Raw genomic sequence first — 20,085 nt, 5'->3', positions numbered from 1 at the left:
AGTTTTTTCTTCAACATTTCCCTTTTCTCTTTCTCAGCAATTACACTGGCTTGAATTTGCCGATTAATTAGTAAAATATAATACTACATTCAATTCGATATTTGTTCGGTTATGAGACAGGTATGATCGCTGCATTGGTTAGGAATTTATCAACCCTGCTTGCTGCAAGGGGTTTAATGTCATGAAACCTTAAAATGAGAATTGGCGATCGCTAGATATTGACCACTACCAACATTTTTATGGCGGTGGATGCAGTCCCGCCGAGGTCAAAAGGCGACGCAAGTTAACGACTCCAACCCGATTTAATTGCAGAGCTGACACTGTTGCTCGACCACAGGAAGTTTTACCAATAACCTCTGTAAAATCATCGTTCCAGCTAAAATGCTCTGACCAAAGCTGCTGACGAGGATGAAACAGTCCCACCTCAAGTTTTGTTTCTGGATCGCAATGGCTGGTTTTGGTGTGCTTTCGACCATTGCAGCCATAACACGACCAAGCTAAATTTTCTGCTATCGTTTCTCCACCTGCCTGACGGGGTTTGATGTGTTCTATAGTGAAGCTGTCAGGAGAAAATTCTTCTGGACATCGGCAATATTCACAAAGATTTTTGGCTCTACTGGCTACTGTCCGTCGCATTGCAGCAGATACTCTCTCAGATTCAAACGGCATGGAATAACTTCGATTCCGACACCAATTGACGATTCAAGGTCAGCAAATCTATATTCCTTAGCCTTGCTAATTCCATAAGAGCTTCCAGACGTTCTACCCTCCACTGTTCTAGCTGATCCTCATAAGTAATCAATTCTTCATGTTCCATGTCGGTGAGTTCCCCCCACTCACCGCGTTTGCGTAACTCTTCTAGTTGTTTCTGCTCATTAGGAGCCAGGCGACGTTGGATGACTTCAACCAGGGCTAACTCAATCGGATTGGATGCAGCAAACTTAGAGGGTTCAGACAGAAACTCTAATAATTGAACTACAGCAGTTAACCGCTCTTCTGACAACTGCTCAATCAGTTCGATCGCTCTTCTACGAATATCGGTTGCTGGAGTCATGGAAGATCACGCTTACCTATGTCTAATCAAATTGTACTAAGACTGGACGGTTTTTTCGATTTAATCAAGAATTCATACAGGACACTTACGACATGAGCGTAACTCCTGAACTGGTGGAGCAAGATGACGGGGGGCGGTTAATTAAAAAGATTGTCGCACTTGAAGCGATATTGGCCGCACCCTTTGAAATGGTCACTGATGAACAGGGGCGAGAATTTATTCCACCGCCAGCTATTGTTGCTGAACGCGATAAATCGGAACGGGAGCGATTAGCCATTTGCACTGACTGGAGTAATCATTCTACCGCGTGGTTGATGCGTCATCGGCTGGGACTGAGAGCGGTACTGGTGGATCTTATGTCTGGGGTTGAGATTAAAGGTGACGAAGCGATGATTCAGGCTTTGGCTGAGTTCTCTAAGCGCAACGCATCTCACATTAAAGGTATTCTCAATCTGACCATCCCGCTATCGGAGTCTCCGATGTGGATTTTGGGGCAGTATCTTTCACAACTGGGTTTGTCTACTGAGTCACGGCGGCCATTGGAGGATGGGCAGCGTGTTCGGTATTATCGGCTCAATACTTCTAATGTCGAGTTTATCCAGAAGGTGCTGGATTATCGGCAAAGGCAACGGGAAGAGAGGGAACGGAAACGCCAAGAATCACTTGAGCTTCAGGCGGCTTATGCAGCTAGAATGCAGTCTCAGTATGGTATTGAGCAGAGGGGCACTTGTGCAGAAAAGCAGAGGGGAAAGAACTTATACAATAATTCTCCTTTGCACCCCTGCACCCCTGCCCCCTTGCCTTCTTCATCGCCGTCCACACCCCCCAATGATGAAAGTGGAGATAATAATCGGGGGGGTATGGACACAGAAGCAGAACTCAGTGATTCTTGGTGGGAGCGGGTCAAATATTACGCTCGACTAGCAATTGAATGTGTAGAGAATGGGGTTGATGCGGTAAAAGAATTACTCAGTACGCTAACGAGTGATGAGCGTTGCGGTGTGATGCTGGAGTTTGAGGATCTTGACCCAGACAAATTTGCTCAATTGGTGACAGATGCGCCGCAGTGGACTGAATGGATGGGGTGATTTGCCATTCGTTACAGACCAGTTGACTGTTAATTCCTCAAGCATCATTTAAGTGTTGAGTGTAGGTGAGCAGTCCTGTAATATCTATTGCTTCATTTATTGACTTATTTTTGAAGCCGAGCTAATTCTGAAACTTCTGAATCTGGCGAAATTTCCGATGCTTCGTCACTATCCACCTTTAAAGAACGCAGTAATTCCCGGATTACATCGTTAAAGGGTCTTCCTGTTTTTGCACAGTATTGTTCCAGTTTCTGTCTTTCTGTTGATGTGAGATTTACTGTCAGTCGTTTGACTGCCCATTTTTTATTCCCCATTTACTTTTTAAACTGCCCTATTATTGCCACATAAAATTATACCTTTGTTTCAAAGCCTCTCCTAATCTACCTTTTAGCCTATTTAATCCAATAAATCTCAAAACAATTGGCTTTTCTATTGGGGTAGCTGATGGTGAGCCTTACTGGAATGGGTATCTGGGACAGTGGCAGATTGCTGTTAAGGTAAAACTCAATGCCAGATATTATAGATACTGCAATCAATGCAGGTACTTTCAACACTTTGGTAACAGCAATTACAACTGCTGGTTTGGACACAGCGCTCAAAGGTTCCGGCCCATTTACCGTATTTGCACCAACAGATGAGGCATTTTCTAAACTGCCATCTGGTACTGTAGAAGCATTACTTGAAGATGTGATTGAGTTAAGAAAAGTTCTAGAGTATCACGTAGTAGCTCAAAAAATTGTTGCAGTAGATTTGGCACAGTTGTCCGAGGTAACAACAACCCAGGGAACAGACCTCAAAATTGATTCTAATAATGGTGTTAAGGTAAATGATGCAACAGTTGTCACACCGGATGTGTCAGCAGATAATGGTGTGATTCATGTTATTGATCAGGTATTAATCCCTCAGTAAAATGCCGTGAAGTCTTTTTGAGATTAAACATCGCGATTGCTGCTCTGTGCGGCTTCTTCTGAGTCCATCGGTGAGAGGCTCATAAAACTGTGGTCTTGTGGTTCATTGTAGGTTGCTCCACCGGCGGCAAGTCCAGGGAGCAACCATCGCATCAACTTTTTCTCGGCTTGATGAAGATAAACATACAAGCACCTCATCCCTAGTAAGAAAGACTCAAGCTTTCGCCAAAAACTCATCTAGGCAGTCAAAAGTGGAGTTCCACCCTTCGATCACACCCATCTGTTCATGCTTACGCCGATCCTCAATAGACTCATGCATAATCTGGAGTGTGAGTTTAGTTTTGCTATCTAAATCCTCGAAAATGGCTGTTACAACCATTCCCTTTGGTAAATCAGCATTTACGACTTTTTCAAAGCCTTCATCAAATTCATCACTGGTAACAATCCTCTCAAAGGGTACGATTTCACGAAAAACACCTTTGGCCGGGTACTCCCTGCCGTCTGGGCCAGTCATCACATAGCGCCATTTCCCGCCTGGACGCACATCCATCTCAATCACACGGGTTGTGAAACCTTTGGGCCCCCACCACTGCGCTATGTGTTTCGGATCAGTCCACGCTTTAAACACAACGGAGCGCGGCGCTTTCAAGATGCGAGTAATGACTAGCTCACGTTGGGATTGAGCATCAATGGAATCCTCAATGTTACTCATCTTGTTCCTCCTGGGTTTGTAATTCTTGTAGGTAATCATCAAGCTGATCAAGCCTCTGTTCCCACAATTGACGATATTGCTCAATCCAATCCGCCGCTTGTTTAAGCGGCTGTGCTTGAATCTGGCATGGTCGCCATTGAGCTTCGCGACCTCGCACAATCAGTCCGGCACGCTCTAGTACCTTTATATGTTTGGAGATTGCAGGAAGACTCATCTTAAAAGGCTTGGCTAACTCACTTACCGACGCCTCACCTTTGGAGAGGTGAGCCAGAATTGCACGCCGAGTAGGATCAGCAAGGGCAGCAAAGGTAAGGCTCAGTTGTTCGTTAGACATTTTTATTTAACCTAATGGTTAATTAACTACTAGGTTAAATGTACTATTGAATCATGTCAAGCCCCCACTTAAGGGAAATCCAAGAAATAAAATGCCCGTTTGGGCAATATAGTTGTACCGCGTAACACTTAGTGCTTCACCATACAAACTTTACGTGGTGGTGAGCAGAGGGGCAGGGGTGAATGGCACTAATAAAAGCGTAAATCCCTAATATTTCTGGATGAAAGGTATAGAGAATTAAGAAGATGTTGTACTATGTGACATACTCACGTTTTAGCGTCTTAAATACTACATCTAATACTTGCCTCCAACATCCTGCCCTCACTGTCTTTTACAAAATGATTTTGGTACGCACAATGCCAAAGTTATTGTTCTTGTTGCCATAAATAAAGACATTGATAGCCATAGTAAATGACTACTATGGAAATACATTGCTGTAATTGCTGATGGAATAAAACCAATTACAGTGGCTTTCAGCATCGCTTGACGAAGTGTATGACCTTGAGTCAATCCTAGAAAATAACCGTCTAGCGCATAAGCGACTGAGCCAAAACCTAAAACTGGTAACAACCAAGGAATATAAGAACGTAAATTATTGATAATTTCAGTATGATTTGTCAGAAATCTTAACAGTGATTCTGGGGCAAAAATAAATGCAGTAGCAAACATTAATCCCATAACCAAGCTACTGACTACAGAAGTTTGCAACAGTTGTTTTAAAGAAGTAATATTTCCACTACCTTGAAAAATTCCAGCCAAGCTCTCAGTAGCGAATGCCAAGCCATCAATGAAATATGCTGCCAAGCTCACCACTTGCATCAGGATGGTATTCGCCGCCAGAATTTCAGTTCCTAACATAGAACTAAGGTTGCTAAACATCGCCATTGTCGAAATTAAAGCAAAAGTCCGAATAATAATTTCTCCATTCAGCATGAAAGCTGATTTTAAAGCAGACAGGTCAAATAGTTCCCCAATTAAAGCTTGTATTTGTTTAAATGAAATTGTTTGACAATATAGCAAAATACCTACCATCAGCATCAGATACTGACTAGTGGCTGTCGCTAACCCAGCTCCTCTACTTGACCATCCCCACTGAACAATAAATAGATAATCTAGTAGTACATTTGCACAATTGCTAATAGCTGAAAGCAACAACACTCTACTACTTTGTGCTTGCCCAAGAAACCAACCAATCAAGACAAAGTTAATCAATGTTGCTGGGGCACCCCATACTAAAGCATTATAGAAATCGACTCCAGAATTTTTAACTTCTGGTGTAGCACTTAGAATCGCAAACCCTAATATTTGTAAAGGTTGTTGAAATATCAGAATGGCGAGTCCTAATATCAGTGCTAAAATTCCATGCTGTAAACCAATCAGTACTGCTGATTGGTTATCTTTACGCCCTATAGCCTGTGCAACCATTCCAGTTGTACCCATGCGTAAAAATCCGAATGTCCAATAAATATAATTAAATAAAATTGTTGCTAGTGCCACACCTGCTAAATGACGAATCTCCGTTAAATGCCCTAAAAACATTACATCTATTAGTCCTGCCAACGGAACCATTAGATTTGAAAGAACATTTACAGATGCAAGTTTTAGAAAATCGCGGATGAATACTGAACGTTGAGCAAAGATAGACAAAATTACTAAATCCCTTGACCCCTGCTAGAAATTGTAATTTAGAAATAACAACACTAACTAAGCTGTTCTACATTTAAATTGCATATACTGGGCAGGCAGGATGCTTACCTACAAAAGTTATCGATATCTAGCAGCCTATTCTCCCACAATGCCATCCCTTGGACAAACCTATCGAATCGCTTATGGTTATATAAAAACTAGCGCCTATGCGGGTAGTCTACACCAAGTAAAGGTACAACTTGAGGATTTGCTGTGTAGGCGATCGCCCAATTACACCCGCTCGGGGTTCAAGAAGAACAGCACCGTCAAGCGTTGTTTTCTGCCTATGGGGTTGCCTAACAATCACCAAAAATCGCCCCTCGGTTTGCTGCAAAATACTCCCCAATTTTGGGCACGATTTACGATAACACCATATTGCTTTCTCTTCCTTTTTTTGTATTTGCAGATAATTCATAAAATATTATTCTTAGTTAAGAATGAAGATGAATAGAGAACGGAGGCGGCAGATCGTGAACGACTGGAATTTGCCTTGGGAGGGCGGATGTCGTTGTGGACAGATACGGCTTCAGGTGAGTGCCCCGCCTCTGCTGACGATGGCTTGCCACTGCACAGGTTGCCAGCGAATGACTGCCAGCGCTTTTTCTTTAAGCGTTGCGATTCCAAGCGTTGGGTTCTCAATACTGAAAGGTCAGCCGACCATCGGCGGTTTGCATGGCGCGACTCGCCATTACTTTTGCCCAGACTGCATGAGTTGGATATTCACTCGCCCGGAAGGAATGGACGAGTTCGTTAACCTTCGTGCAACGATGCTGGACGATGCCTCATGGTTCACGCCTTTCATCGAAACTTGGACGAGGGAAAAGCTGCTATGGGCGACGACCTCTGCGGTTCATAGCTTCGAGACCCTGCCCAAAAAAGAAGACTATAAAAGTCTTCAGGTTTGATCTGGATCTTTGTCACAAGTTCTACGACGACAGGCAAAATCTTAAAACCCTTCTGCCTCCAGCAAGAACTGCCTTCTGCCTTAAAGCGCGTAACCTTTCATCATCACCAAATTGCCAAGAACCCAAAATATGGATACTGAAGAACTCTATCCTTGTCCCTGTTGTGGTTACAAAACTCTGAACGCCAAGCCACCTGGAACATACCTTATTTGTCCTATTTGTTTTTGGTCAGATGATAGCGAAACAATAGATTCCTATGGATTTAGCTGGGTGGGATCTAATCAGGTATCTCTTCGCCAAGCACAAAGAAATTATATTGCCTTTGGAGCTTGTGAGCAGGAATGGCTAGATATTGTTCGTTCGACAACAGTTTTGGATGTGCGAGATAGCAATTGGCAAACTCTTGATACTTTAGAGGAAAATACTAGGCTAGCCTTAATTGAACAAATTACCGCCGCTTTTGATGGTGTCAAGCGCTCAGACGGAATTACATTACATGAAGCCAGAGCGCTAGATGACTATGCAGATGCTCAGAAAGCCAGAAAATTAGATAGTGAAAGCCAATGGCAGGATATACCAGATGAATGGATTGAATATTTCTCTGATGTCTTTCCTTTTTTTGATGCAAAAGGATTTCGTTACTACATTCCCGCTTACATAATTTGGTGCTTAAAACACTACAAAACTTCTAACTCCGACACTTTAGATAACACAATCTATGCCATCAAAAATAGAGGGGGTTATTATCACCCTCACTTGGAGTTGCTCAATACAACTCAATTACAGGCAATTAAAGCGTTTCTACAATTTATGAATAATGGCTCTTCGCTGTGACGGCTGGTATCTTTTCTCAAGGCTTGTGCCTTAAAAGTCCTGCTAACCAAGGCTCGTTGGGGCTGAATTTGAAAATGCAATCGGGGATTTAGATGGTGTTTTAATTGAGGAAGCTGCCAAATACCAAAGCGATTGCCATTTCTGAAAGCTGGCTTTGAATGGCTTTAAATGGCTCTGTATCATCTCCTTTGGGCAAGGAAGCCCAACCCAATCGCCGTCAATAATCCAAAGCTCAAAAGGACATTTAATGAAAAATGAACCAGGGTTTATCGACACAAAGTTACATCGCAGTCTTGACCCAACCGAGAGATTTCAATTTATTAATATTGCAAAATGGTCTAGTAAAGAAGCTTGGAAATCGGCATTCTCTAAACGCATTTCCCAAAATGAGATTTTTGAACAACAATTACCCGTTGAACCTAACCCTGCCCTCTATCAAATTGAAGCAGAGTACTAATCTCAAAACAGAATTTAGAGGAATCGTAATTCAGCCATGATTACTGAAAATGATGATTCAGTGGATGCAGTCAATGAACTGGTAAGAAAAATATCTATTAAAGAAACTCAGCTAAAAATAGCCCAAGAGTCGAATCTCATTCAGACTGCTGAAGCGTTAGAAAATCAACTATCCCAATTACAACAAGAATTAGGAGATAATTCAGACACACAATTGCAGTCACTAATGAGCTTGTAAAATACTTACGACGGTAACTGAGCTTCTTGTACTGAGCGCAGTTAAAGTATTGAGAAGTGTGGGCTACACTCTACGTTAAAAAATAATGCCTGCATTTTGAAATAGTGGCAATTGAATGACTTGGGTTTGTTTGGCGTTATCCAGGTTAGACAACGAAATCCCCAACAACCTAATACTACGATTCTCCAGTTCAATTGACTCAAACAGTCCTTTGGCTATCTCAAAAATTGTAGAGAGTTCACTAATGGGAGCAAGCATTGTCTTACTACGGGTTAACTGCTGATAGTCAGAGAACTTGACTTTTAACGTTAATGTGCGTCCTCGCGTTTCATGTTGCTCTAACCGTTGCTCGACAATTTGGGCAATCTGTTCAAGTTCCTGCAACATCTGACCTACATCGCTTAAATCCTGTGCAAATGAGGTTTCTGCACCAACGGACTTGCGAACTCGATTTGCTTCAACTAGGCGATCATCTTCTGCTCTGGCAATCTTATAGTAATAATTACCTGCTTTACCAAAATGGTGTGTTAACTCAGAAAGAGTTCGCTCCTTTAAATCTGCGCCAGTATGAATGCCGAGCGAGTGCATTTTCGCTGCTGTAACCTCTCCAATGCCGTGGAACTTCTCAATCGGCAGCCGTTCTACAAAGGCGATCGCATCCTCCGGTAAAATCACCGTTAGTCCATTCGGCTTATTCTGCCCTGATGCCATTTTTGCAAGAAACTTGTTAATCGATACGCCTGCGGTTGCCGTCAACTGGGTTTCTTGGAAAATCGCAGTTTTAATATGTCTTGCGATAGTAGAAGCGTAGGGGATGTTTTGCCTATTCTCAGTAACGTCAAGGTATGCTTCATCTAGTGCAACCCCTTCCACTAAATCACTGTAGCGTTTAAAGATAGCGTGGATTGAAGTGGAAATCTCTCGGTAAACGTCGAATCTTGGTCTGACAAAGATAAGCGCGGGACATTTAGCGATCGCTGTTACTGACGGCATCGCGGAATAAATACCAAACTTACGAGCTTCATAACTAGCTGCTGCAACTACGCCTCGCTGATTGGGACTGCCACCGACTACTAACGGTTTACCTCGGTAGCTAGGGTTGTCCCTCTGCTCGACCGATGCGTAGAAGGCATCCATATCAACGTGAACTATTTTCCTAGTTCTAGCGACAGATTCTTGTCCCAAGGTTAGCTCCACTACAAGCAGTCTCGTTTTTCACGCACTATGCCACGAGCAAATTAAATCCTAAACTACAAATCTTATAGTACACTAGCACTAGTCTCGTGATCTAAGTCCCCACCATCTAGTAGAACCCTTTAGTGGCAATTCTTTATCCCCCATTAACGCAAAAATAATTGATAATTTTTTAACAGTACTGTCTGCTTGACCCATCTCCTCAATATCCACAATATAGAACTCTTGCATAAATATTTTGTGGTATGATTAGAGGTTATTCTAATTTCAGTTTTTGGTAAAAGTTTTAAATTGGGCATTGCTGAATGAAGGGATGAATTAATTTATGTTGGTACAATTTTATACTTCAAATAATGAAGTAATAATTTAATCGAGTATCTCAGCATTTGTTCTGATTTGGAATAGCATAAAGTTTTGCGGTGAAGGCGTGCAAGATAATGACGTAACCGAGTATTTTCATTTTCCATCCGTGTCATATATGTTTTACTCACAATTTGGTCTCCATCGGGGATAAAACTTGGGTAAACCTTCCAGCCATCGGTCACATAAAAATAGCTTTTCCACTGTTCAACAATTTCCCAAAGTGGCTTAAAAGTTTCAGAACTATGGTCTCCTAAAACCCAAGCTAAAATACCTTGAGTAAAGTGATTTACTGCTGTCCACAACCAAATTTTGTTTTTTTTGAGCCGATGAATGTCTCTAATTCATCCAGTTCTGCAACTTCTGGAATCATATCTTCTTTTGGTACATCTGGCAGCTTCTCTCCTAGTTGTTTGACCCAATAGATGATCGTAGTATGGTGTACGCCTTTAACTCGTTCAATACCACGAAAACCCATACCGTTAAGGTACATTTTTAAGCATTCTTGTTTTAGTTCTTCTGAATATCCTTTTGGCTGATCGTATACATCAATAAATTGGCGATTGCAATGAGTACAAATGTGATTTTGTTTACCTTTACGTTTCCCATTCTTTCTGATTTCTGTAGAGCCGCAGTATGGACATTGCACAGTAGATGACCTCAATTCATCTCTCTATTATGCAACGCCTTAAATTGTTTCGAGCGAGTATTATCAGGCGATGGCAACGAGAACACCGCAGGCAACCCTAACTAAAAAAAAGTTAATTGGTGTTTCACTGAATTGATGAATTTTACTAATTCCTTGATAGCCTTTATCCGCTATTACCTTGACCAATTCTCCAAATTTTATCCCACTATTTTTAAATAGTCTAAAATCATGCATTTTCCCTAAACCATGCGCTAAACAGATGATTTGACTAGTTTTTTGGTAGATAACTACCTGCGTTTTTAAAGTATGTTTTCCTTGCTTACCGCTAAAAAATCTTTTTTGTCCAATATGAGGTCTTTCAATTGGACTTTCCGTGACATCCATCACTACCAAATCTTCTTCAGATGACATAATACACAATTATTTTTTACCAGGCAGACTAAATTTTCTTGACCTAATTAAAATATTTTCAATTTGATAAACCCTCCGGCAGACTGCGGATTCCGAAAGCCCCCAGTCGAATCCAATATGATAATAAGTGCGATACTCTCGCCAATATTGGATAACTATTAAAACTTGGTCTTCAATAATTAGTTTAGGAGGACGACCTGGTTTCTTTTTATTTTGCTCATCAGCTTTAACTAAACTAACCATTAACTGAAAGGTTTGACGACTTACTCCGGTGAGTCGTTTAAATTTTTTTGAAGTCAGTTGTTTGGCTCTCCAAAATTTCACTGCTTATTATTGTCCTAATCGTAAATAGTCAAACGTTTGATTATATCACAAAAGACTTTTGCAAGAGTTCTAGTATGTAAGAATTCTTCACATGTCCGGCAAATTACTTGTGATATTTTCAGGTAAATGGAGTACATATATAAAACCCAAAACCTTGTAGAGACGTAAAATTTTACGTCTCTACGTGTATTCGATTAAAGCGCAATCTGCTGTATTGTTAACTTAGCTGATTCCGAAACTTGTTAACACTAATAGTTAATAGAACAATAGCAAAACCAAGTAATGCTAACACATTTAACCACAGCACATCTAAACCAACTCCTTTGAGTAAAATACCTCTAACAATAGTAATGTAATGACGAAGTGGATTAAATAAAGAGAGGAATTGAAATAAAGGAGGCATGGATTCAATAGGAGATATTGCCCCAGAAGTTTGAATCATTGGTAAATTTATAAAAAAAGATGTGAGTAATACTTGTTGTTGAGAACCGCAAATAGTTGCCAACATAATGCCCAAACTAATTCCCACAAATACATACATACTTGATAAAGCAAGAAAGAGCAGGAAACTTCCACGAAAGGGTAGGCTAAATACGACTGTTCCCAAGGTTAAAGCTAGTAGTACATCTCCCATGAGCAGGAATGCCAACGGGATAATTTTAGCTAATAAAATTTCCCAGTTGCTAGAAGGAGTCATTAACAATTGCTCTAAAGTTCCTGTATCTTTCTCGCGCACAACGGTTACTGCTGATACTAATGTACCGATTAATGTCAGGACTAAACCCATAACTCCTGGTACGAAAAACCAGCTACTAGTAAGTCCAGGATTGTAAAGAAAAACGACTTCGGTTGATACTGGCGGACTGACTTGACCCTGTACCAAACTGAAATTATATTGTTGGATAATCTGATTAACATAGTTAGCAGCAATTCCGGCTGTATTTGCATTCACTCCATCGATGAATACTTGAATTTCTGCTGATTTTTTTGCTAGTTGGCGCGGAAAATCTGGTGGAATTATTAGTCCTACATCTAATTTACCTTCTTCTACTTGGCGGCTTAAATCTTTTTCACTTGTTGGAACACTTTCTAAGTTAAAAGTGTGATTGGATGTCATTGCTGAAACTAGTTCCCGACTGGTGGAGATATTGGCATAGTCAATTACACCCAGTCGTAAATTATGGACATCCGGGTTAAGCGCGAATCCGTAAAGCAATAATTGTACTGTTGGTGGCACAATTAATAAAACAATCAATTGCCTGTTTCGCAGAATTTGATTAATTTCTTTACGAACTAATGACCACAATGGACTATCAAATAATTGCAAAATATATTTCATATATGATTAAGGCTGATAACTAACTACCAATGACCAATGACCAATGACTATTGACCAATGACCAATGACCAATGACTAATGACCAATGACCAATGACCAATGACTATTGACTAATTTGCATTCGACTTAAAAGCCGACGCGCTACGTTGAAAAATACAAATCCTAAAATTGCAAGCATGAGTAAGTCAAACCAAACGCCTGTCCATCCTGTACCACGCACAAAAGCATCACGGGTGATATCAATGTAATAACGGGCAGGAAATATGTTAGGCGTTAATGAAAGGGGGAAAGGAATATTACTGAGGGGATAAATAAAACCAGACAGCAATAAAGATGTAATAAAACCGACAAGAGAAACAATTTGCACTGCGGAATTTTGATTATTAGTGCGTACACCTATAAGTAAACCAAAGGAAACACTATCTATTAAAAATAGTAGAGTTCCTATTAATAAAGTAATCGGGTTACTAATTACGCCGATCTGAAAAATTATTGACCCTAATCCCATAACTACTAAAGCTTCTGTAATCGCAATTAGTAGGTAAGCTAGTCCTTTTCCAAGTAAAAGTTCGGTTGCACTAATGCTAGAAGCATAAACTTGTAGAATTGTACCTTTTTCTTTTTCACGCACCATTGCGATCGCAGTTAGCAATGAGGGGAAAATCCACAATACTACACCATAAGTTCCTGGCACAATGTACAGCGACTCCAATCTACCAGGGTTAAACCACAAGCGGATTCGCGGTGTAATAATACTTTTATCTGGTAGTAGTCCTTGGTCTTGCATGAAAAAATTAGTTACTCTTTGAATGCTACCTCTAATTACACGAGCGTTATTAACATCTGTGGCATCGATTAATACTTGCACCTTTGCATTTCTACCCGCTTGAATATCTCGGCTAAATTGGGGAGGAATAATTACTGCGGCTTTAGCAATACTCTTGTCAATTGCATCCCGTGCCGGATTACCACCTGACCATTGTTTAGGTACAAATTGATTGGTGGCATACAACCGCTCAATATAGCTGCTACTCAGGTTTGTGCGGTCAAAATCCTGCACAATCAAGGGAATATCTTTACTTTCTAAACGAATCGCAAACCCAAAAATCAATAGAGTTAAAAATGGCAATAAAAATGCTAAACCTAAAGTTAAGCGATCGCGCCGAAATTGCGCTATCTCCTTCACACATTGGGAAAAAATTCTTTTCATTATTTATTCTCAGTTTTCATGTTCCTAATCCCCTACCGCACGTTCAACGATACCAATAAAAGCATCTTCCAAAGAGAAAGGAATGGGACGCAGAGATTCAATAGTCATGTGTGCGGATTTTAAAAGCTGAGTTATTTCGGGAATTTCTGCTTCCGGGTGATCAAGAACAACGTGTAAACTATCGGCAAAAATCGAGACACGCCACGAATCAAGATGTTGTTTAAGTATCTTGGAGGCAGCTTGATTTTGGTTCACAATAATCTCTATAAGTTGTCCTGGTTGAGAAGCTTTGATAGAACTAGGTGAACCTTCGGCGGCAATTTCTCCGGCTACCATAAAACTCATGCGGTTACACTGTTCAGCTTCTTCCAAGTAGTGCGTTGTCACCAAAATAGCTGTACCATTGCGAGCAAAGTCATTAATCAGCTTCCAAAACTGACGACGGGCTAAAGGATCTACCCCCGATGTCGGTTCATCTAGAAATAAAATATCTGGTTCGTGCATTACAGAAGCGCCAAAAGCTACTCGCTGCTTCCAACCACCCGGTAATTGTCCGGTAAGCATCTGTTCTTGTCCCTCTAAGCCACAGGTAGCAATTACCCAATCAATCTTTTCTCGCCTAAGTTTGCGGGGTACGCTGTAAATCCCGCTATAAAATTCTAAGTTTTGCAGAATTGTTAGATCGTCGTAAAGAGTGAATTTCTGGCTCATATAACCGATACGTCGCCGTAAGTCACGACTACGCAGATTTCCTGTTTCGCCACCAAGGGAAATGTCACCACCACTAGCTGCTAGTAATCCACACAGCATTTTGATGGTAGTCGTTTTTCCGGCTCCATTCGCACCTAAAAGCCCAAATATTTCGCCATAGCGGACTTCGACATTAACGTTTTTAACTGCTTGGAAGTTACCAAATACACGGTTGAGATTGTGGGCGTAAATAGCGATTTGCTCAGAAGAATTTTGAGGTTTGAATTGTTCCCTATTTCCCCCACGAGAACGAGGAAAGGACAAAAATGCTGGTGCTGAACCTTGTTGTCGCAGACGGGTAACAAAGACGTTTTCTAGGGTGGGTTCACCACGTTCAATACTGGGGTGATGCTGTTGTAGTAGTTGATTTACCTGGGTTTCACCGAGAGTTACATCTTGAACGAGAACATCCAAGCGATCGCCAAATGTCTGCACATCGACTATATTTGTCTGCACATTCTCCAAGAGAAGTTTCTCGGCTATCTCTAGATTTGCTGTTCTAACTTCTAAGCGATGTAAGCCTAAATTGGCGCGTAATGCTGCGGGTGTACCAATTTCGTGAATTTGACCACTATACATCAGTGCAACGCGATCGCAGCGTTCAGCTTCATCTAGATAGGGTGTGGCGACAACAATTGTCATCCCGTCGGCAGAAAGTTCTGCTAATACATCCCAAAATTCCCGTCGAGAAACTGGATCGACCCCTGTGGTAGGTTCATCTAATAACAGCACTTCCGGTTGAGAAACCAAGGCACAACACAGCGCCAGTTTTTGTTTCATCCCGCCAGAAAGTTGACCCGCCAAGCGATCGCCAAACTGTTCCAAACTCATTAATTTTAAGTATTTCTGGCGGCGTTCCCGCAATAAATTATCACTCACTTGGCGCAATCCCGCCGCATAACGCAAGTTTTCATCAATACTGAGATCCAAGTACAAGGAAAACTGTTGTGTGAGATATCCCGTCCTTAAACGTGCATCTCTTGCCGGCTGACCAAATACTTGCACTTCTCCCGCCATCGCTTCCATCACCCCGCCTAAGATGTGAAAGGTAGTAGTTTTACCTGCACCATCAGGGCCAATTAACCCAAACATCTCACCCTGATTGACAGTAAAATCAATTCCCCGGACAGCGATTAGTTGTCCATAATATTTATGTAAATTACTAACTTTAATAGTAGTGGTTGAGTGACTAGATAATTGTGGTGGTTTAGGAGTTGATAATTTCATTTGCCGACCTCTTTACCCTGCAACGCAATCTCTGCATCTGCTGGCATTCCAATTTTGGCACAGGGCAAATCTGAACCAGAGTAGGGGTTTTCTGGGTTAAAGCAGCCAGAAGGGTTTTCTAACTGAATCCGCACCCCTACTACTTGCCTAACCCGATCTTTTTGGAAGTAGATATTTTCTGGGGTAAAAGAGGCTTGAGGATCAACAGAAATAACTTTGCCTATGAGGGGTTTTTCCGGTGCAGAATCAAGAAAGATTTTGGTTGTTTGTCCTAAGCGCACTTTCCCAATATCGCCTTCGGGAATAAAACCTCGCAAATACACTGTCTTGGGGTCAACAACTGTCAAAATTTTGGTTTGACTGCTAACTACAGTCCCGATCTCTGCACTACGGGCAGTTACTACCCCATCCAAAGGACTAACAACATTTAAATCTTTTTTCGAGTCTTCTATTTGGGTCAGAATTTGCTGTTTTGATGCTAAGGCATCTTTTACTTTGGCATGAGCAGATTTTATCTTTGCTTGGGCAGATTTGAGTTGAGCAAAACTCTGATCTTTTTTTCTGTTTAATGCTTCTATTTGGGCATTGCGAATACCAGGATTGAAACTTGTAGTTTTCGCTTGGGTCAATGCCCCGACAACTGCGCGTAATTGTTCTTGTCCAGCATTTACGGCTGCTTTTCGTGCTTCTAGGGTGGCTACTGCTGTGTCAAAGGTAGTTTGTGCTTGGTCAAATTGTTGTTGATTAATAGCCCCGTCTTTGACCAGTTTGGCATAGCGATCGCGATTCATTTCCGCTAATTTTACTTCTGCTAGTGCCTGCTTTGTCTGTGCCTGCGCTTGTAATAATTGTGCCTTGGCTGCTGCTACGTTAGATAGTGCCTGTTGAACTCGTCCTTGGGTATCTCCTTGGGATTGGTGAAAATTAAGTTTTGCTTCACTGATTTGGCTATCAATTTGTTCAATCCCACTTTCCACTTGAGTAGCATCGGAAATTGCTTGCTGTTCATCAGATTGAGCAGATGCAACCCTAGCTTCAGCACCCCGCAGTTGTTCTTGTAGCAGTTGGTCGTTACTGTCATCCAACTTGATTAATTCTTGCCCCTTTTTTACTGCTGCCCCTTCCCGAACTGCAATTGAAACAATTCTTCCCGAACGCTTCACCCCAATCTCAGTTTCGTAACCCTCAATCCTTCCACTCACCTTCAGTACATTTGCTGCTCCTTGTTGTTGACTATGCCACAGAAAATAACTGATACCACCTGCTATAACCAGCAACACTAGGAACAAAAAAATCAGTTTCTTCCGTTCCTGCTTAAATGGTGGCACTGGAACATTGATAATCCCTTCTGGAGATGATGAGGCAGTCTGAGACATGATACTACCCTATATTTTTATCATTAAATATTTACTGGAACTATCATACTAGACTGTATGGTATGATTCTCCAAGAGACAAGAAATATGTAAAAAAATTTACGTCAAATATGCTTGAAACCTCTGGTTCCCAACCTGAAACTTTATCTCGTTTAAGAGCCATGACTCAAAAACAGGAGCAAATTTTGCAAGGAGCCATGCAGGTATTCTTGAGGGATGGCTATGCTGGAACCAGCATGGATCGGGTAAGTACGGAAGCTGGAGTATCTAAGCAGACAATATACAGTCACTTTCAAGATAAAGAAGGATTATTTAAGGCGTTGATCGAAAGGGTAACACTTGCTAGTTTCCAGGGAATTTTTTGTACAGAAGATTTGCATGGTGAGCCAACGATTTTATTGCGTGAAATTGCTGAAACCTATCTGACGAAAGTTGCCGAGAATCCTGAATACTTAGCACTATTCCGCTTGATTATTACCGAGTCGCAACGCTTTCCAGAATTAGCAAAATTATATACTCAAACAGTGATTCAACGTGGACAGCTATTACTAAGCCAGTATTTAGCTTCTCATCCAGAATTACGCATTAGTGACCCAGAAGCAACAGCACAAATCTTTTTTGGTTCGCTGGTATCCTATGTGATGGTGCAGGAAATGCTCTATGGCAAAGAAATGATGCCATTGTCACGCGATCGCATTTTAGATAGTTTAATGAGTTTCCTACTTGCCCACACAAACAAATGATGTCTTATGTCACAATACCTTCGCCAAAACAAGAGTATGAAGAGAGAGGGCACTTTGTAGTAGAGTTGTTGTCTTACCAAACGACAACTCTACTACAATTCGGCCATGTTCGACATCCTATCACTCTCACTCATTGACCAAACTCTTGACAGTAAGTATCCTCAAACTCTAGCACCACGCCGCAACGCTCATCAATTCTCTGGGTTCTGAGCATACTATGTAGATTCCATTGGGATTGTTGACCATTGACGGTTCACAGTTAAAATTCTAAACTACAAATCTTGTAGTACACTAGCACTAGTCTCATGATCTAAGTCCCTCACCATTTAGTAGAATGCTTTGGTAGCAATTCTTTATCCCCCATTAACGCAAAAATAATTGATAACTTTTTAACATTACTGTCTGTTTGCCCCATTTTCTCAATATTCACAATATGAATATCGACCGATTGCATTCATACCTCTGTACAAGTACTGGAAATATTGATTGTAGCGAAGCGACTTCACCTTGGATCGTCTAAGCACTCATTACCATTCATCCCGCAACCACTCCAACCCCATCCGCAACGCTGCCTCCGCCGTGTAATAAATCTTTTGTTCCCCGAATATCCCACCCGTGCGGCTGATGATACGGAATTCCCAACAATGCACTGGCGTGTAAAAAACCATTAGGACACTGCCGTTGACACAGAGTACGGTATCAACTTTGACTTGGGACATTGACTGCTGTTGTAAGTGTGATGATGTATTTTAATAAAAGAACTCAGGAGTCAGGAGTCAGAATTCAGAATGACTCCTGAACGAAAAATCAATGAGTAAAAGGGTTCAAATTCCCACTGTCTATACGGTGTCTACAATTGCTTAGGGTTTGAATCTCCAAGCGATTGTGATTCTGAATTCTGAATTCTGTCTTCTGACTTCTTCTTCAATTGTCTGGGATTTCTCACCCAATCAACCCCAAATGTCGATGAAATACTTCAACAGCATTCGCCACACCATCTTCACCCCTAATCTTCTCACCCAACTCTTGTGCTTTCTTCCGCATCACCTCATCGCACAGTACGATTTCAATCGCTGCCGCTAAAGTTTTATCTGATACCTTCTTGTACGGTATCGGCGCAGGGCTGACTCCCAACCGAGTTAGCTTTTCTCCCCAAACTGGCTGATCTGCAAAAAAGGGTACGGTAATTGATGGTGTCCCCGCACGTAACACTGCTGCCGTTGTACTAGCTCCTCCGTGATGTACTACTGCTGGCACTTGAGGAAATAACCAATCATGCGGAACTTCCTTGATCACAAACACTCGTAGCGAATCTTTTATATTCACTGTTCTTCCAACGTCGCCCCAGCCTGACAATATAATCCCGCCTTGATGTGTTTTCTTTAAGGCTTCCACGATATAGTGTGTGAGATATTCTGGATTGGGCATTGTCATGCTCCCAAATCCAAAACACAAAGGTAATTGCTTTCGTCCCAAAAAATCCTCTAGTTCCAGAGGTGGCTCATATTCGGAGGCTTGGTCAATAAACCAAAAACCAGTTACATACACCCATGCAGGCCAGTCACGGGGTCTTGGGATGACGTGCGAACTAAATCCATACAGTACAGGGATTCGTGATACATTTGCCGGAGTCTTCTGTCTGAAGCGTCTGCCGAAATATGGTAGAGACGGCAATTTCAATGTTTCTGTTCTGAAGTGATTGAGCAGTTGACGATATCTTTGCCAGTGCAAAAACTCTACTAGTAAGTAGCTGCCATAATTGATCGCTTTCTTTAGTGGGTTTTTAGTTATTTGAGCAAATCTCAAAAACCCAAACATCCCTGTAGGAGTCAACGGCAGAACTGATGCAAAAAAGCAGGGTACGCCTAATTTCTCTGCAATGTGATATCCAAAGGTAGCTAACGGCGTGTAAATAATTACCTCACTTCCAACACACGCACTCCAAGCTGATTCCAACTGTTGAAGTAAAAGCTTATCTCCCTCTTCTTTTTTCAACTTTTCTCCCGCAATCAATCGCTGCCCTTGTTTGGATTGCAAAAACTCTTGCATATTGCCAGCGATTGGCGCAAACTTTAAATCAAACTTCCTCACAAATAACTCAAAGTTCTCATGGGTTGCTACGGTTACTTCATGCCCAGCACGTTTCAAGCCAATAGCCAAAGCGCAGTATGGTTGCAAGTCTCCCCTTGAACCTACTGTTAGGATCGTAATCTTCAGTTTCCGGCTTGGTGCTGCTATGGGTAGACTTTGGCTCAAATGCTTTTTCAAAAATGAAAACTCCAGTATTC

23 protein-coding genes and 2 pseudogenes are annotated in these 20,085 nt (G+C 41.5%); 9 read left to right on the top strand and 16 right to left on the bottom strand.

Going from position 1 to position 20,085, the window contains the following annotated elements:
* Window positions 1–237: 237 nt before the first annotated feature.
* Entirely contained in the window at window positions 238–669 is a 432-nt protein-coding gene (locus tag FD723_RS35195) for an HNH endonuclease (RefSeq protein ID WP_179069871.1), read from the bottom strand.
* Window positions 659–1,054, bottom strand: a complete 396-nt coding sequence (locus tag FD723_RS35190; protein ID WP_179069870.1) for a hypothetical protein — start codon at window positions 1,052–1,054, stop codon at window positions 659–661. The genes FD723_RS35195 and FD723_RS35190 overlap by 11 nt, the downstream gene beginning before the upstream one ends.
* Before the next feature lie 92 nt (window positions 1,055–1,146).
* On the opposite strand from FD723_RS35190, the gene FD723_RS43485 reads away from it, so the two are divergent.
* The gene (locus FD723_RS43485; protein WP_256875344.1) at window positions 1,147–2,142 is read left to right on the top strand and encodes a hypothetical protein; all 996 of its coding nucleotides are present in this window, start codon (window positions 1,147–1,149) and stop codon (window positions 2,140–2,142) included.
* 104 nt (window positions 2,143–2,246) lie between these two features.
* On the opposite strand, the gene FD723_RS35180 is transcribed toward FD723_RS43485, so the two are convergent.
* Window positions 2,247–2,456: a CopG family transcriptional regulator gene (locus FD723_RS35180; RefSeq protein ID WP_179069869.1), complete on the bottom strand. Its 210-nt coding sequence runs from the start codon at window positions 2,454–2,456 to the stop codon at window positions 2,247–2,249.
* Between the two features lie 193 nt (window positions 2,457–2,649).
* On the opposite strand from FD723_RS35180, the gene FD723_RS35175 reads away from it, so the two are divergent.
* Window positions 2,650–3,051, top strand: coding sequence for a fasciclin domain-containing protein (locus tag FD723_RS35175; protein ID WP_179069868.1), 402 nt, complete (start codon window positions 2,650–2,652; stop codon window positions 3,049–3,051).
* Between the two features lie 23 nt (window positions 3,052–3,074).
* Here FD723_RS35175 and FD723_RS43480 read toward each other — a convergent pair whose 3' ends face one another.
* From FD723_RS43480 to gntT, 4 genes are all read right to left on the bottom strand, one after another.
* Window positions 3,075–3,203, bottom strand: coding sequence for a hypothetical protein (locus tag FD723_RS43480; RefSeq protein WP_256875343.1), 129 nt, complete (start codon window positions 3,201–3,203; stop codon window positions 3,075–3,077).
* 61 nt (window positions 3,204–3,264) lie between these two features.
* The gene (locus FD723_RS35170; protein WP_179069867.1) at window positions 3,265–3,762 is read right to left on the bottom strand and encodes an SRPBCC domain-containing protein; all 498 of its coding nucleotides are present in this window, start codon (window positions 3,760–3,762) and stop codon (window positions 3,265–3,267) included.
* Window positions 3,755–4,096 carry a helix-turn-helix transcriptional regulator gene (locus FD723_RS35165; RefSeq protein WP_179069866.1) on the bottom strand — a complete coding sequence of 114 codons (342 nt, stop codon included), beginning with the start codon at window positions 4,094–4,096 and terminating at the stop codon, window positions 3,755–3,757. The genes FD723_RS35170 and FD723_RS35165 overlap by 8 nt, the downstream gene beginning before the upstream one ends.
* A gap of 321 nt (window positions 4,097–4,417) precedes the next feature.
* Window positions 4,418–5,746 carry a guanitoxin biosynthesis MATE family efflux transporter GntT gene (gene gntT / locus FD723_RS35160; protein ID WP_372743838.1) on the bottom strand — a complete coding sequence of 443 codons (1,329 nt, stop codon included), beginning with the start codon at window positions 5,744–5,746 and terminating at the stop codon, window positions 4,418–4,420.
* Window positions 5,747–5,843: 97 nt separating this feature from the next.
* Here gntT and FD723_RS35155 point away from each other — a divergent pair, with 97 nt between their 5' ends.
* The 6 genes and pseudogenes from FD723_RS35155 (at window position 5,844) to FD723_RS35135 (ending at window position 8,215) form a co-directional block, all read left to right on the top strand.
* On the top strand, window positions 5,844–6,233 hold the full coding sequence (locus tag FD723_RS35155; RefSeq protein ID WP_179069865.1) for a hypothetical protein: 390 nt from the start codon (window positions 5,844–5,846) through the stop codon (window positions 6,231–6,233).
* Window positions 6,234–6,252: 19 nt separating this feature from the next.
* Entirely contained in the window at window positions 6,253–6,687 is a 435-nt protein-coding gene (locus FD723_RS35150) for a GFA family protein (RefSeq protein ID WP_179069864.1), read from the top strand.
* A 129-nt stretch (window positions 6,688–6,816) separates the two neighbouring features.
* A pseudogene (locus FD723_RS43475) lies at window positions 6,817–7,092 on the top strand (CPCC family cysteine-rich protein); the annotation flags it as partial.
* Complete coding sequence (locus FD723_RS44280; RefSeq protein WP_372743837.1) at window positions 7,066–7,521, top strand: DUF6714 family protein; 456 nt, start codon at window positions 7,066–7,068, stop codon at window positions 7,519–7,521. The pseudogene FD723_RS43475 and the gene FD723_RS44280, both read left to right, overlap by 27 nt.
* A 247-nt stretch (window positions 7,522–7,768) precedes the next feature.
* Window positions 7,769–7,978: an antibiotic biosynthesis monooxygenase gene (locus FD723_RS35140; protein WP_179069862.1), complete on the top strand. Its 210-nt coding sequence runs from the start codon at window positions 7,769–7,771 to the stop codon at window positions 7,976–7,978.
* 36 nt (window positions 7,979–8,014) lie between these two features.
* The gene (locus tag FD723_RS35135; protein ID WP_179069861.1) at window positions 8,015–8,215 is read left to right on the top strand and encodes a hypothetical protein; all 201 of its coding nucleotides are present in this window, start codon (window positions 8,015–8,017) and stop codon (window positions 8,213–8,215) included.
* A gap of 75 nt (window positions 8,216–8,290) precedes the next feature.
* On the opposite strand, the gene dinB is transcribed toward FD723_RS35135, so the two are convergent.
* The 7 genes and pseudogenes from dinB to FD723_RS35100 all read right to left on the bottom strand — a co-directional run bounded on the left by dinB (window position 8,291) and on the right by FD723_RS35100 (window position 17,055).
* Complete coding sequence (gene dinB, locus FD723_RS35130) at window positions 8,291–9,412, bottom strand: DNA polymerase IV (protein WP_256875342.1); 1,122 nt, start codon at window positions 9,410–9,412, stop codon at window positions 8,291–8,293.
* 320 nt (window positions 9,413–9,732) lie between these two features.
* Window positions 9,733–10,418 (bottom strand): IS1 family transposase gene (locus tag FD723_RS35125; protein ID WP_179069860.1). Its coding sequence is split into 2 segments (ribosomal slippage): window positions 9,733–10,079 and window positions 10,079–10,418, totalling 687 coding nucleotides; the frame shifts between segments, so codons are not numbered across the junction.
* Window positions 10,419–10,532: 114 nt separating this feature from the next.
* Window positions 10,533–11,153: pseudogene (locus tag FD723_RS35120) on the bottom strand (transposase family protein); the annotation flags it as partial.
* A 217-nt stretch (window positions 11,154–11,370) separates the two neighbouring features.
* Window positions 11,371–12,492 (bottom strand): ABC transporter permease, encoded by a 1,122-nt coding sequence (locus tag FD723_RS35115; RefSeq protein WP_179069859.1) that lies wholly within the window; start codon window positions 12,490–12,492, stop codon window positions 11,371–11,373.
* A gap of 103 nt (window positions 12,493–12,595) precedes the next feature.
* A complete protein-coding gene (locus FD723_RS35110; RefSeq protein ID WP_179069858.1) occupies window positions 12,596–13,702 on the bottom strand; it encodes an ABC transporter permease in 1,107 nt (368 codons plus the stop codon).
* Between the two features lie 24 nt (window positions 13,703–13,726).
* Window positions 13,727–15,679 carry an ATP-binding cassette domain-containing protein gene (locus tag FD723_RS35105; RefSeq protein ID WP_179069857.1) on the bottom strand — a complete coding sequence of 651 codons (1,953 nt, stop codon included), beginning with the start codon at window positions 15,677–15,679 and terminating at the stop codon, window positions 13,727–13,729.
* On the bottom strand, window positions 15,676–17,055 hold the full coding sequence (locus tag FD723_RS35100; RefSeq protein WP_179069856.1) for an HlyD family secretion protein: 1,380 nt from the start codon (window positions 17,053–17,055) through the stop codon (window positions 15,676–15,678). The genes FD723_RS35105 and FD723_RS35100 overlap by 4 nt, the downstream gene beginning before the upstream one ends.
* A 109-nt stretch (window positions 17,056–17,164) precedes the next feature.
* Between FD723_RS35100 and FD723_RS35095 the strand changes: the two genes are divergently transcribed.
* Window positions 17,165–17,797, top strand: a complete 633-nt coding sequence (locus tag FD723_RS35095) for a TetR/AcrR family transcriptional regulator (RefSeq protein ID WP_179069855.1) — start codon at window positions 17,165–17,167, stop codon at window positions 17,795–17,797.
* Between the two features lie 527 nt (window positions 17,798–18,324).
* On the opposite strand, the gene FD723_RS35090 is transcribed toward FD723_RS35095, so the two are convergent.
* Together FD723_RS35090 and FD723_RS35085 are read right to left on the bottom strand one after the other, a co-directional pair.
* On the bottom strand, window positions 18,325–18,516 hold the full coding sequence (locus FD723_RS35090) for a hypothetical protein (protein WP_179069854.1): 192 nt from the start codon (window positions 18,514–18,516) through the stop codon (window positions 18,325–18,327).
* A 223-nt stretch (window positions 18,517–18,739) separates the two neighbouring features.
* Window positions 18,740–20,065 carry a glycosyltransferase gene (locus FD723_RS35085; RefSeq protein WP_179069853.1) on the bottom strand — a complete coding sequence of 442 codons (1,326 nt, stop codon included), beginning with the start codon at window positions 20,063–20,065 and terminating at the stop codon, window positions 18,740–18,742.
* Window positions 20,066–20,085 lie beyond the last annotated feature (20 nt).

This window comes from Nostoc sp. C052, from assembly GCF_013393905.1.
In the GTDB taxonomy this organism is placed as follows: Bacteria; Cyanobacteriota; Cyanobacteriia; order Cyanobacteriales; family Nostocaceae; genus Nostoc.
Note: the sequence above shows the minus strand (reverse complement) of the source record. Positions and strands in the feature narration are given on the sequence as shown.